Origin of the sequence: Leucobacter sp. G161 (assembly GCF_001482305.1) — a bacterium.
Taxonomy (GTDB): domain Bacteria; phylum Actinomycetota; class Actinomycetes; order Actinomycetales; family Microbacteriaceae; genus Leucobacter.
Genome location: NZ_LOHP01000010.1, coordinates 1 through 11,787 on the forward strand (window position 1 = coordinate 1; position 11,787 = coordinate 11,787).

Here is an 11,787-nt window from a genome sequence, read left to right on the forward strand (position 1 = left end):
CGCGGTGCACGGGTGGAGTTGATAGGTTGCCAGCAGACACCCTGTCGTCCCACCACCGGAGGTTTCCATGCAGGCCCGCACCGCTCTCACCACAGCCCGCCGACCGAAAGTGCGAGCGCTGAGCGCCTGGGGTGCGCTCGCGGTGAGTGCTGGGCTCGTGCTCAGCGGCTGCTCGGCTTCACCCGATGCGCCAGTGGATTCTGCGGAGACGAGCGAACCAGCCGAGGTCGTTGCCGTGCCACAGACAACAGCAGGGCTGCAGATTCAGTGGATGCTCGATCTGCTCAACGCTGATGCCGACATCGCTCCCCAGGACTTCGACGGGAAGTTCACGAAGAGCTTCACGGAGGAGGCGCCCTCGGCAACTGTGGCTGAGCAGATGAACGCGGGGGTGCGGCCGGACAAGCCATTCGTCGTCACCGACTATCAGGACGTGAGCGACGTGCTGGGGGCGGCGCGGATTACCGGCGCCTCCGGTCAGGCGCTGTCCCTCGAGATGCGTGTTGAGGAGGACGGGACCATCGCGGAGATGCTCGTCCGGCCAGCTCCACAGCAGTAGTGCTCGGGCTTCAAGCGCAGCCGTGTGGGCTTGCGCGGTGTTCGGTGCGCGGTAAAGTGGTCCATGTTGTGCGACGTTCGTGTGATAACACTGTCTCGAAGGAGAGAAACTAGATGCGACTTCCGAACACCCTCACTGGCCCCCGTCTGCGGCAGGGACGCCGCGCGGCTGTCTCCGTCAGCCTGGTGCTCACGGCCGGGCTCGCGCTGGCCGGCTGTACGCCCACGGCCGAGGAACCCGACAGTGATCCGGTGGCCGAATCCACGGAGACGAGTGCCGAGACTGCGCCCGCCACGATCCCCGACACTCAAGTCGGTGACACCATGCAGTGGGCGATTGACATGTTGAACTCGTCGGAGGACCCGACCGTTGCGGAGATTGAGGCGAAGTTCTCCGACCAGTTCCTCAAGGCTGTGCCTGTCGAGGAATTCCTTGCGCAGACGAATACTGCGATCCGACCCGCCGGGCCCTTCGAACTGTCGGCGTACGAGGAGGCGGATGAACTCTCGGCAGTTGCCACGCTTGAGGGCGAGGTTGGCGGCGCTGTGCAGTTGCAGGTTGGTCTGAACGAGCAGGGCGAGATTACCGTGATGCTGGTCTCGCCCGCCCCATGAAGAGCACTCGAGTCGGTCGAGGAGATCTCTGAACGCCTCGCGACGCTTCCAGGCGCTGTAGGAGCGCTCGTCACCCGTGAAGTTGACGGCACCATAGCCACGCTTGTCGAACGCAACGCTGACTCGGCTGCCCCGCTCGGCTCCGCCTTCAAGCTCTACGTGTTGGCCGCGGTCCCCGATGAGATTACCGCAGGTGGCCTGTCGTGGGAGGAGACGCTCGAGCTGACGTCTATGAACCGGAGCCTGCCCAGCGGCATGCTGCAGGCGAAGCCGGACGGCACCAAGATCACGGTCCTGCAGGCCGCACGGCAGATGATCGGTATCAGCGACAATACGGCGACCGATCTCCTCATTGCACGGGTCGGGCGCGAACGTGTGGAGCGAGCCGTCGCGAACCTCGGTCACTCGGATCCCGCAGCGATGACGCCGTTTCTCACGACGCGAGAAATCTTCCAGCTCTCGTACGGGGCAGGCGAGGGCAGCGCCGCTTCACGCGAGTTGCAGAAGCTGAGTTTGGCCTGGGCTGGCGCCGCGGTGGACGAGCGGCGTGGCATTCTGCAGCGCGTGGACGAGCTTCCACTCGCGTTGAGCGAGCAGGGCTTCGTTGACAGGGTCGGGGAGCCGCAAGAGCCGCCGTGGACGCGCGGTCTGGAATGGTTCGCGACCCCCGCTGACATTGCTGCCGCCCACCGGGGGCTGGCTGAGCGTGCGGAGCGCCAGCCGGAACTCACACAGATCTTCCTGTCGAACCCGGGTCTCGGCGCCAGCCCCGGGCTCGATCGGACGGTCTGGCCGAGCATCGCCTACAAGGGCGGAGGTAACCTCGGCGTGCTGACGGGGGCGTGGCGGGCCGAGCGCTCCGACGGAAGCGCTGTGAACGTGGTGCTCATGCTCTCCGGAGACACCTCGGAGACCGCGCGGGAGATTCAGTTCGCAAGCGGTGAGCTTTCAGGGCTCAGCCAGGCCATACTCGAGCTTCTCGGGGAGAAACCAACAGGCTGAGCGGGTCGCTATCCAAGCTGCGCGGCGATCGCGCGAAGCACCTCATCGGGTGCAGCATCTGCGCTGAAACTCGCAACGACCACGCGTGATTCGGCCCGCTCGCCCCCAAACCACGGCCCAAACCGGCCGATGAGTTCGGTGAGTTCCCGTTCAAGTTCTCCAAACGCGTGTGAATCGTCAAACTTCATCCAGCGACGCAGCGCGGCGTTGTGCACCGCGACGACTGCTGCCGCGAGGCCGATCGAGCCCCAATCCGGGGTGCCAGGTGCTGCGACCCGTGCGAGATAGCGTTGAAACATGCGCTCGTAGCGGTGCGTGATGACGAGTTCGCGTTCGCGGAGTAGTGGGGTGCTGCGGAGCAACTGCGATCGCATGCGCGCAGTCACCGGGTCGCGGGTGAGGACACGCGAGACCTCGAGGGTGCCACGCGCGAGCGTCTCCGCAGCGCTGAGCGTGGACGCATCAAGCTGCTCCTGGAGCTGGCTCAGAGCGAAGTCGTGGTCGGCAAACACCACGTCTTCCTTGCTGCCGAACCTGCGGAAAAAGGTGCTGCGACTCATGCCAATGGCGTCGGCGAGGCTGCTCGTCGTCGTTCGTTCGTAGCCGTGCTCCATGAGGTAACGCACGGCGGTCGCCTGTGGTGAGGCGGGATGCTGATCCTCGTGTGGTGCTGTGCGGGCGCTCATGGGGCAAAGTTAGCACAGCAGTGAGACTCGGTTCCGCATATGTTTTTCAGTCATGCCGGTGTTTTGGGGGCAATCAGCCTCTCGGCGCGCCTTGCTTTGGGACTGAGTCTCAGGCATACTTCTGGGGACGCGCGCCGTGTACCTGCGCCGCGCACACCTGGACGACAAACGATGGAGTGTCGAGTATGGCTATCGAGAATTTTGCCCCCCAGACTGTCCCTGAAGCCGGAACGTATGTGCCCCCTGTTGGCGACTACGCATTCCTCCTGGGCGAGGCGTTCGGCACGGATGTCGTGGCACGCGCGACGGGTGGCGCTCTGAGCGCCGATGACGCTGGCGACGCGCTTGAAGCAGCGGGGGAGTTCGCCGCTGAGGTCTTCGCGCCGCTCGACCGCGTTGGCGACACGCAGGGCTCGCAGCTCGTCGACGGCAAGGTTCGCACCCCCGACGGGTTCAAGGAGGCCTACAAGTCGTTCGCTGATTCTGGTTGGGTGTCGGCATCGGTCTCTGAGGCGGCTGGAGGCGACGGGCTCCCCGGCTCGGTCACCGCTGCACTCTCAGAGTTCTGGAACGCATCGAACGCCGCATTCGCGCTCGCTCCGGGGCTGAGCCACGGCGCGATCCGCGCCCTCCAGCAGAACGGTTCGCAGGAGCTCCGCGACGCCTACCTGCCGAAGCTCGTCAGTGGTGAGTGGACCGGCACGATGAACCTCACCGAACCGCAGGCGGGCAGCGACCTCGGAGCCGTGCGCACCATGGCGCGCGACAACGGCGACGGTTCGTGGGCGATTAGCGGCCAGAAGATCTTCATCACGTGGGGTGATCACGACGTCGCAGACAACATCGTGCACCTCGTGCTTGCCCGCACCGAGGGCGCCCCTGAAGGGCACCGCGGCATCTCGCTGTTCCTCGCGCCGAAGTTCACGCTGGACGCGAACGGCAACCCGGGGGAGCGCAACTCGGTCGTGACCGTCGGTCTCGAGCACAAGCTCGGGATCCACGCGAGCCCGACCTGCGTGCTGCAATTCGAGGAGGCCACAGGCTACCTCGTCGGCGAACTCCACGAGGGCCTCGCTGGCATGTTCGTGATGATGAACGAGGCGCGCGTCGGCATCGGGGTACAGGGGCTCGGGATCGCCGATCGTGCGTACCAGCGTGCCTACTCGTACGCGCACACCCGGCTGCAGGGCGCGGTGCTTGGCCTGCCAGAGGGGACGCCGATTGCCGGCCACCCCGACGTGCGGCGCCTGCTGCTGTCAATGTCGAGCCGCATCTCGGCGATGCGTGCGTTCTCCGTGCTCGTCGGCGATGTGCACGACCGTGCAGAGGAGGATGGTAACGGGGCGCTCGCCGAGTTCTTCGTGCCGATCCTGAAATCTTGGCTCACCGAGCAGGCCGTTGCGGTATCGTCCGACGCAGTGCAGGTGCACGGCGGAATGGGCTTCATCGAAGAGACCGGCGCCGCGCAGCACTTCCGCGACGCGCGCATCCTCCCCATCTACGAGGGCACCACTGCGATCCAGTCGAATGACCTCGTTGGCCGCAAGGTGCTCCGCGACGGTGGGCAGACGGTCGGTCGGGTGTTCGCGCTGATTCGCGAGCAGCTCGCCGCCCTCGGCGCATCGAGCGACCCCATCGCGGCGCGGATTGTCGAGCGCACTGAGCGTGCCGTGGTGTCTGCGGAGCGTGCAACACAGACGATCCTCGGCTTCGGCTCGAGCCCCCGTGATGCCTTCGCGGTCTCCGTTCCGTATCAGGAGATGCTCGCCATGCTCATCGGTGGCTGGATGCACGCGACGATCGCGACGGCCGTGCTCGCGCACGCTGAGCAGTCTGATGACGACACGCGCCGTTTGAGTGAGGCTGACTTCTTCGGCGCCCACCACCTCGCGCAGGTGCACGCGCTCGCGGAAACCGTCGCAGCGGGTGAGATCGGCGTGTAACGACAGTCGGACTCAGTGAAGCGCCTCCCCGGCATCTGTGGCGGGGAGGCGCTGTGCTGTTCTGGCGGGCCCTAGTCGAGTGCGCTGATTGAGCGGCGGACCGCCTCCGCGAGCTGCCGCACCGCCGCGCTCGGCCCGGCGGATCCCGCTGGGGCAGCGAGAATGAGCTCGCGGGTGAAGCGGTCGTCGGCGATCGGTCTGAGGACAACGCCGTCTGGCACGCTACTGCGCATGAGCGTCGGAACGAGGGCGACCCCCATGTTTGCCGCGATGAGCCCAAGCACGACCGCATAGTCGTCCGTGCGCACGGCAACGTTGAGCTTCACGCGGGTCTCGGTGAAGAGCTCGCGCACGAGGTCGTCGAGGGTGTCTCCCGGCGTTGATCCCATCACCCAGCTCTCGCCTCCGAGCTGGAGCAGCGTTGCCGTGTCAAACTCCTCGACATCCGCGAGCGCGTGATGCGCGGGGAGCGCGAGCAGCATCGGGTCGGTGAACACGTGCGTCGTGTGGATATCCGAGCGGAGCGGTAGCTCGTAGCTGCCCGCTGCGTACACGAGCGCTGCGTCGTGCGTGTGCTGATTCACGCCGCCAACAAGGGGCATGACCTCGGCCAGTGTCGCGTCAAGTTCGATCCCGAGCTCTGACAGTCGGGTCGCAATGCCGGGCAGGATGCGCGCTGCGGCGGTGGGAAAGATGCCGAATCGCAGCCGGACGTGACCGATGTGTGCCAGGTCGCGGACATCAGTGAGTGTGCGGTCGGCGAGCCCGAGGATCTCCTCGCCGCGTTCGAGCATGAGGAGACCGGCCGTGGTGAGCCGGGACCCGCGGCTGCTCCGCGACGTGAGCTCGGTGCCGACGAGGCGATCCAGATTCTTGAGGTGGTAGTCGACGGTCGGCTGGCTCCACCCGAGGCGGATGGCGGCTCTCGCGACCGATCCCTCGGCGGCCACCGCGCTGAGGGCCTGGAGTTGACGAAGATCAATCACGTGGGCTCCCGGAATAGCTGAGGGTGATAGGCGAAAAGACGCGCCCAGTTACATACAGTATATGCCTCGATGAAGCGTAGTGCAGGGTTCTCTCGGATGCTTGCCAACGCCAAGATGGGAGGTATGTCTATTGAGAACCACGTGACCCAACAGGACGCGCCATACGCGTCCGCGCTCGAACGCTACGCCGATGCGGGCCCACAGAGTCTCATGGTGCCGGGCCACGGCTGTGCGCCCGACGGCGGCGGTGCCCACCTCGCGCGCGTATTCGGTGAGCGTGCCGTGCAGATGGACGTCCCGCTCATGCTTGACGGCATCGACCTCGGACCGAACTCGCCGCTCGCGCAGTCACTTGTGCTCGCCGCTGAGGCCTGGGGTGCGCGCCGCACCTGGTTCCTGACCAACGGCGCCTCGCAGGGCAACCGCACCGCGGCGACCGCCGTGCGCGGCCTCGGCGAGCGCGTGCTCATGCAGCGCAGCTCCCACTCGAGCTTCACCGATGGTGTGCTGCTCGCCGGTTTGATCCCCGCGTTCGTCGCACCGGCCGTTGATCACGACCACGGCATCGCCCACGGCCTCACTCCCGAGGCACTCGAGGATGCGCTCGCGACCGAAGCCGACGCTGGCCGTGCCGTGCAGAGCGTGTACGTGGTGTCGCCGAGCTACTTTGGATCCACCGCTGATGTTGCGGGCCTCGCCCGCGTCGCCCACGAGTACGGTGCCGCGCTCATCGTCGACGGCGCGTGGGGCGCGCACTTCGGCTTCCACGAAGACCTTCCCGAGTCGCCCGTGCGGCTCGGTGCAGACCTCGTGATCTCGAGCACCCACAAGCTCGCCGGCTCCTTCACCCAGTCGGCGATGCTGCACCTCGGGGAGACCGAGTTCGCCGATCGCCTCGAGACGCTCGTCAACCGGTCGTACACGATGACCGCGTCCACTTCCGCGAGCGCGCTGCTCATGGGCTCGCTCGACACGGCCCGGCACGCGCTCATGAACGGCAAGGAGCAGATCGGTCGTTCCATTGAGATTGCCGAGGAGATGCGTGAGCGCCTGCGTGCAAACGACAGCTTCTCGGTGATCAGTGATGACTTTGGGGAGTTCCCCGACATCGTGAGCGTCGACCCGCTGCGGATCCCGATCGACGTGTCGCGCCTCGGGCGCAGCGGACACTGGGTGCGCGACCGGCTGATCTCGGACCACGGCATCTACTTTGAGATGTCGACCGCGACGACGATCGTGGCCGTCATCGGAGCGCTTGCGACGCCTGACCTCGACCGCGTGATGGCTGGGCTCGAGGCAGTGGTCGCCGAGTCGCAGGCGGGCAACGGCGGGCCGAGCGAGCTCGTTGCTTTCCCCGAACTGCCCGAGGCCGGAACGCTGCGCATGCTGCCGCGCGCCGCCTTCTTCGCCGAGAGCGTCGTCATGACCGCGCACCAAGCGATCGGCCAGATCTCGGCCGACACCCTCGCGGCCTACCCTCCCGGCATCCCGAACCTGGTGCCCGGCGAGGAGATCACCGAGGAGACCGTGACCTTCCTCCAGGCCGTTGCCTCGTCACCGACCGGGTACGTTCGCGGGGCGGTTGACCCGCTGGTCGCGACGTTCCGCGTGGTGCGTGATCCGCTGACGGCGAGCGCAAACTAGCCCTTCCGCGAGAGTTACCTTGCCGAGGCCCCTGCCGGCAGCCCTGTGGCTGCCGGCAGGGGCTGTGCTGTGCTTGCCCAGCCCCCTGCCCCTGCCAGCCCCACCACGGCGCTGAGGTCATGGCTACTCAGCGAGGTCAGGAGCGAAATGCTGCACAAAGCTCATGACCTAGCTGAGGTCATGTCTTCTCAGCGCTGACGAGGTGGGCGGAGTAGGGGACAGCCAGAGGAACAGCCGAGGGAAGGGCCAGGGCCGGGCGGGGCTGGGTGGGGCCGGGCCCACTGAAACGGGTACGCAAAACGGGCGGGTGTGGCAATTGCCACACCCGCCCGTTTCGAAGTAGGAGCTAGGCCTTCTTCTTGTTCTTCTCGAAGAGGTTGCCGAGCAGCGTCGAGGTGATCAGCACAATGCCGAGCAGCACCACGCCAACGATCGAGATCGCGACGACGTCAACCGGCTGGCCCGCTGCCGAGAACGGTGCGTGCGTGTCGACCTTTTCGACGCCCTCCGACGCGAACGCGGGCGCGCTCACCAGAACGGTAGCGAGCGCGACGGTCACGGCGGTGGCGATACGGGTGCGTATCTTCACTGTGTCTCCTCAGAAATCTGTGAGCGCGCGGCTACGTGCAGCGCACCCTCCTATTCTGCCCTATTTCTGGCTGCCGCGTGGCTATGCTGAAGATATGAGTGTCGAACGCGAAATTACCGCCATTGATCGCATCGCTGAAGAGTGGGTCGATACGCTCACCCAGCACGATCCGATCACCGGAACCTACATCGGTCGGGAGAGTGCGCACGCGCAGCTCCCTGACTTCTCGCCGGCCGGTGCCGATGAGCTCGCACAGTCCATGCGAGATACCCTGACCACCCTTCGAGCGACCACGGCAGCCGACGAAGTGGACCGGGTCACCCAGCAGGATCTCGCCGCAGAGCTTGAGCTCTCGCTCGCGCTGCACGAGTCGGGTGAGGGCCTCCGAAACTTGAATGTCATCGAGTCGCCGAGTCAGCAGGTGCGCGACGTCTTCGACATCATGCCGAGCGACACGGAGGGTGACTGGGCGAACATTGCCGCACGCATGGCGGCAGTGCCCGAGGCGATGCGCTCCTACCGTGCATCGCTTGACGCCGGTATCGAACGAGGCCTCGTCCCGTCGATCCGCCAGGTGCGTGAGGTCGCCGACCAGCTGCGCCGCACCGCTGGTATGTCGCCGCTGATCCAGCCGCGCGGGGGAGCGGTGGCGAGCAGCGCGCCCTCACAGGGGTTCTTTGCCGAGCTCGCTGAGCGCGCCGGCGATTCCGCACCCGCGTCGCTCCGCGCGGATCTCGAGCGCGCCGCTGGCGAGGCATCGACCGCATATGCGGATCTCGCGAGCTTCCTCGACACGCAGCTCTCAGCGCACGCGACCGAGCAGGACGCGTTCGGGCGCGAGCGCTACGAGCTCGCCTCCGAGGTGTTCCTCGGCGCGAAGGTCGACCTCGACGAGACCTACGAGTGGGGCATCGAAGAACTCGCTCGCATGGTGGCGGAGCAGGAGAAGATCGCCGGTGAGATCCTCGGCGAGTCCCCACGCAAGGGGATCGTGGCCGACGCCATCGCGCATCTCGAGCGGGATCCGGCGCGCAAGCTCCACGGCACCGACGCGCTGCAGCGCTGGATGCAGGAGACAAGCGACCGCGCGGTTGCCGAGCTCGGCGCGACTCAGTTTGATATCCCCGCCGAGATCCGCACCCTCGAGTGCATGATCGCGCCGACGCAGGAGGGTGGGATCTACTACACCGGCCCGTCGAGCGACTTCTCGCGGCCCGGCCGCATGTGGTGGTCGGTGCCCGAGGGCGTCACCGAATTCGACACGTGGCGCGAGCTCACGACCGTCTACCACGAGGGCGTCCCGGGTCACCACCTGCAGATCGGCCAGGCCGTCGTGAACAGCGGCACGCTCAACGAGTGGCGCAGGCAGCTCGCGGGCTCCTCCGGCAACGCCGAGGGCTGGGCACTGTATGCCGAGCGACTCATGGAGCAGCTCGGATACCTCGATGACCCCGCGGATCGCCTCGGCATGCTCGACGGCCAGCGCATGCGTGCGGCCCGCGTCGTGCTCGACATCGGCGTGCACCTCGGAAAGCAGCGGCCCGATGGCGGAGGGGTCTGGGACGGCGACTACGCCTTCGAGTTCATGGCCGAGAACGTGAACATGAACGACAGCTTCGTGCGGTTCGAGGTGCTCCGCTACCTCGGCTGGGCCGGGCAGGCGCCGTCGTACAAGATCGGGCAGCGCATCTGGGAGGACCTGCGCGACGAGGCGAAGGCCCGTGCGGAGCAGAGCGGCGGATCCTTCGATATTCGCGACTTCCACCGCGATGCGCTGAAGCTCGGCGTGACCCGGCTCGACACGTTGCAGGCTGTGATGCGCGGCGAGCTCGCGGGCTAAACTACTCGCACTATAGGGGAGGCCACCGTGTCCAACGACGTACCCGCAGGATCGCTCATCGAGCGCACCGGCATCGAGATTGTTCCCGAGTCGGCGCGCACGGCGAAACCGCGCGATCTGTTCTGGCCGTGGTTCGCCGCGAACGTGTCGGTGTTTGGCATGTCGTACGGATCGTTCGTGCTCGGATTCGAGATCTCGTTCTGGCAGGCAACGATCGTTTCGGCCGTTGGCATTGTGGTCTCTTTCTTCCTCTGCGGGCTCATCGCGATCGCCGGCAAGCGGGGCTCCGTGCCGACGATGGTGCTGTCGCGCGCGGCCTTCGGCGTGCACGGGCAGAAAGTGCCGGGCATCATCTCGTGGCTGACCTCGATCGGTTGGGAGACGTTTCTCGCGATCATGGCGGTGCTCGCGACCGCGACCGTCATCACGCAGCTCGGCGGTGACGGCGGGACCGCGGTGAAGCTCATCGCGACGCTCGTCGTCGCCGCACTCATCGTCATTGCCTCGGTGCTCGGGTATCACGCGATTATGAAGATGCAGTCGATCCTCACGTGGATCACGGGTGCGGTCACGATCCTCTACATCGTGCTCGCCGTGCCGCACATCGATCTCGCGGCGGTCATGGCGATCCCCGCGGGGAGCACCGGGCAGGTCGTCGGCGCGCTCGTCATGGTGATGACGGGCTTCGGCCTCGGCTGGATCAACATCGCCGCCGACTGGTCCAGGTACCAGCGGCGCGACGCCTCCGACGGCTCGATCGTGCTCTGGAACACGATTGGCGGCGCGCTCGCCCCGGTGATCCTCGTGATCTTCGGCCTGCTGCTTGCCGGGTCAGACCCCGCGCTCATGAATGCCGTGGGGAACGACCCGATCGGCGCCCTCGCGACGCTGCTGCCGGTGTGGGTGCTCATCCCGTTCCTGCTCACCGCGGTGCTCGCGCTCGTGTCGGGCGCGGTGCTCGGCATCTACTCCTCGGGGCTGACGCTGCTGAGCTTGGGGATCCGCATCCCGCGCCCCGCCGCAGCCGGCATCGACGGGATCATCCTCACTCTCGGCACCATCTGGGTCGTCTTCTTCGCCGAGGGCTTTCTCGGGCCGTTCCAGAGCTTTCTCATCACGCTCGGAGTGCCGCTTGCTGCGTGGGCCGGGATCCTCATTGCCGATATTCTCCGCCGGAAACGCGACTACGATGAGGTCGCGCTCTTCGATGCGAAGGGCCGCTACGGGGCGTGGGACTGGACCTCGGTCGGGATCTTCGTGGTCGCGTCCGTGATCGGCTGGGGCTTCGTTACCAATGGCTTCGCGGCCGACGCACCCTGGAACAACTGGCAGGGCTACTTCCTCGGCCTCGTAGGTGGCAAGGACGGGGAGTGGGCGGGAGCAAACCTCGGCGTCTTCTTCGCGCTCGCGCTGTCGTTCGCCGTGGCCTGGTTCGCGCGTGCCGGAAAGATTCGCCGGCAGGAGCGCGGGGCGGCGTAACTCGCGTCCGGGTCGACGTAGCGCTGCATCCGAGCGAAGACCTCCTGTTAGGGCGAATGCGCTATCCACAGATGCCGATTTGGCGTTGCGCGCCCTCAATGCTGCCCACGTAGCCTGCTCCGCAAGTCGGGCGAGAGCTACGTGAACCCGGCCCGCCCAGCACAGCAAAGTGCCCCTGCAGCAACAGGGGCACTTCGTGAAACTGGGCTCCTGTGAAGAAAACCCTGAGCAGCAACACCCTGCTCGAGTCGAAGATTCGGGAGTAGCGTAACACCGCCGATCCGAAATCGGGCAGAAAGTTTGCCGGGATTCGGTCGCAGGGTGTTGCTGCGTACGGGCTCTTTGCTGGCGATCGTAGACCGCCGACAAAGGAGGTGGCTATGACTCGCAAAGCGAGGTCACGGACTCACCGACAGCGGAGGGTGCTGCGTGCACTGTATCGAGG

The 11,787-nt window shown here is 66.3% G+C and carries 10 protein-coding genes; 7 read left to right on the forward strand and 3 right to left on the reverse strand.

All coding sequences use genetic code 11. The features are described from left to right. Nucleotides 1-67: 67 nt before the first annotated feature. From AUL38_RS00985 to AUL38_RS00995, 3 genes are all read left to right on the forward strand, one after another. A complete protein-coding gene (locus AUL38_RS00985) occupies nt 68-559 on the forward strand; it encodes a Cpe/LpqF family protein (protein WP_059058403.1) in 492 nt (163 codons plus the stop codon). Nucleotides 560-672: 113 nt separating this feature from the next. Continuing rightward, nucleotides 673-1,173, forward strand: coding sequence for a Cpe/LpqF family protein (locus AUL38_RS00990; RefSeq protein WP_059058405.1), 501 nt, complete (start codon nt 673-675; stop codon nt 1,171-1,173). Between the two features lie 93 nt (nt 1,174-1,266). Further along, nucleotides 1,267-2,175 (forward strand): class A beta-lactamase-related serine hydrolase, encoded by a 909-nt coding sequence (locus AUL38_RS00995; protein ID WP_255355579.1) that lies wholly within the window; start codon nt 1,267-1,269, stop codon nt 2,173-2,175. A gap of 8 nt (nt 2,176-2,183) precedes the next feature. Here AUL38_RS00995 and AUL38_RS01000 read toward each other — a convergent pair whose 3' ends face one another. Continuing rightward, nucleotides 2,184-2,861 (reverse strand): TetR/AcrR family transcriptional regulator, encoded by a 678-nt coding sequence (locus AUL38_RS01000; protein WP_059058408.1) that lies wholly within the window; start codon nt 2,859-2,861, stop codon nt 2,184-2,186. A gap of 185 nt (nt 2,862-3,046) precedes the next feature. On the opposite strand from AUL38_RS01000, the gene AUL38_RS01005 reads away from it, so the two are divergent. Continuing rightward, the gene (locus AUL38_RS01005; protein ID WP_083506490.1) at nt 3,047-4,804 is read left to right on the forward strand and encodes an acyl-CoA dehydrogenase; all 1,758 of its coding nucleotides are present in this window, start codon (nt 3,047-3,049) and stop codon (nt 4,802-4,804) included. A gap of 71 nt (nt 4,805-4,875) precedes the next feature. Here the strand turns inward: AUL38_RS01005 and AUL38_RS01010 are convergent, their stop codons facing one another. Then, complete coding sequence (locus AUL38_RS01010) at nt 4,876-5,790, reverse strand: LysR family transcriptional regulator (protein ID WP_059058410.1); 915 nt, start codon at nt 5,788-5,790, stop codon at nt 4,876-4,878. Between the two features lie 123 nt (nt 5,791-5,913). Between AUL38_RS01010 and AUL38_RS01015 the strand changes: the two genes are divergently transcribed. Then, nucleotides 5,914-7,434 (forward strand): aminotransferase class I/II-fold pyridoxal phosphate-dependent enzyme, encoded by a 1,521-nt coding sequence (locus tag AUL38_RS01015; RefSeq protein WP_235590546.1) that lies wholly within the window; start codon nt 5,914-5,916, stop codon nt 7,432-7,434. A gap of 346 nt (nt 7,435-7,780) precedes the next feature. On the opposite strand, the gene AUL38_RS01020 is transcribed toward AUL38_RS01015, so the two are convergent. After that, nucleotides 7,781-8,023 (reverse strand): hypothetical protein, encoded by a 243-nt coding sequence (locus tag AUL38_RS01020; protein WP_059058412.1) that lies wholly within the window; start codon nt 8,021-8,023, stop codon nt 7,781-7,783. Between the two features lie 94 nt (nt 8,024-8,117). Here AUL38_RS01020 and AUL38_RS01025 point away from each other — a divergent pair, with 94 nt between their 5' ends. Both AUL38_RS01025 and AUL38_RS01030 read left to right on the forward strand, forming a co-directional pair. Next, on the forward strand, nt 8,118-9,863 hold the full coding sequence (locus AUL38_RS01025) for a DUF885 domain-containing protein (protein WP_059058414.1): 1,746 nt from the start codon (nt 8,118-8,120) through the stop codon (nt 9,861-9,863). A 27-nt stretch (nt 9,864-9,890) separates the two neighbouring features. Continuing rightward, a complete protein-coding gene (locus tag AUL38_RS01030) occupies nt 9,891-11,342 on the forward strand; it encodes a cytosine permease (protein WP_059058416.1) in 1,452 nt (483 codons plus the stop codon). Nucleotides 11,343-11,787: the final 445 nt, after the last annotated feature.

Bases quoted from the DNA above. Each gene is read 5' to 3' on its own strand.
- AUL38_RS00985 (WP_059058403.1), top strand. From the start codon at position 68: ATGCAGGCCCGCACCGCTCTCACCACAGCCCGCCGACCGAAAGTGCGA.
- AUL38_RS01005 (WP_083506490.1), top strand. From the start codon at position 3,047: ATGGCTATCGAGAATTTTGCCCCCCAGACTGTCCCTGAAGCCGGAACG.
- AUL38_RS00990 (WP_059058405.1), top strand. From the start codon at position 673: ATGCGACTTCCGAACACCCTCACTGGCCCCCGTCTGCGGCAGGGACGC.
- AUL38_RS01000 (WP_059058408.1), bottom strand. From the start codon at position 2,861: ATGAGCGCCCGCACAGCACCACACGAGGATCAGCATCCCGCCTCACCA.
- AUL38_RS01015 (WP_235590546.1), top strand. From the start codon at position 5,914: ATGTCTATTGAGAACCACGTGACCCAACAGGACGCGCCATACGCGTCC.
- AUL38_RS01025 (WP_059058414.1), top strand. From the start codon at position 8,118: ATGAGTGTCGAACGCGAAATTACCGCCATTGATCGCATCGCTGAAGAG.